Source organism: Mesorhizobium sp. M4B.F.Ca.ET.143.01.1.1, assembly GCF_004792275.1.
Lineage (GTDB): Bacteria > Pseudomonadota > Alphaproteobacteria > Rhizobiales > Rhizobiaceae > Mesorhizobium > Mesorhizobium abyssinicae.
This window is the reverse complement of sequence record NZ_SRSR01000185.1, coordinates 1-346: the sequence shown is the minus strand read 5'-3', so window position 1 is coordinate 346 and position 346 is coordinate 1. Positions and strand designations below refer to the sequence as shown.

The following is a 346-nucleotide window of genomic DNA, read 5'->3' as shown; positions in this document are numbered from 1 at the left end:
GCCGAGGCCGGCGCCGATCACCGCGCCGAGCACGACGGCAAGCTCACCGGTGCCGGGAACGAAATGGATCTGCAGATATTCGGCGAACACCGCGTTGCCCGAGAGGTAGGCGATGACGCCGAACGACGCCGCCGCGATCATGATCGGCACGATCGCCAGGCCGTCAAGGCCGTCGGTCAGGTTCACCGCATTGCCCGCGCCGACAATGACGAAACAGGAGAACGGCACGAAGAACCAGCCGAGATTGATCAGGAATTCCTTGGCGAAGGGAAAGGTCAGCGACGATGAGAACGGCGCCTGGCCATTGTGCATGATCACCCATGCCGCGATGGCGGCGATGATGAAC

General features: G+C 63.0%; 1 pseudogene. It reads right to left on the bottom strand.

Annotation, left to right across the window (positions count from 1 at the left end):
- Positions 1 to 346: pseudogene (gene mraY / locus EN786_RS36545) on the bottom strand (phospho-N-acetylmuramoyl-pentapeptide-transferase); the annotation flags it as partial.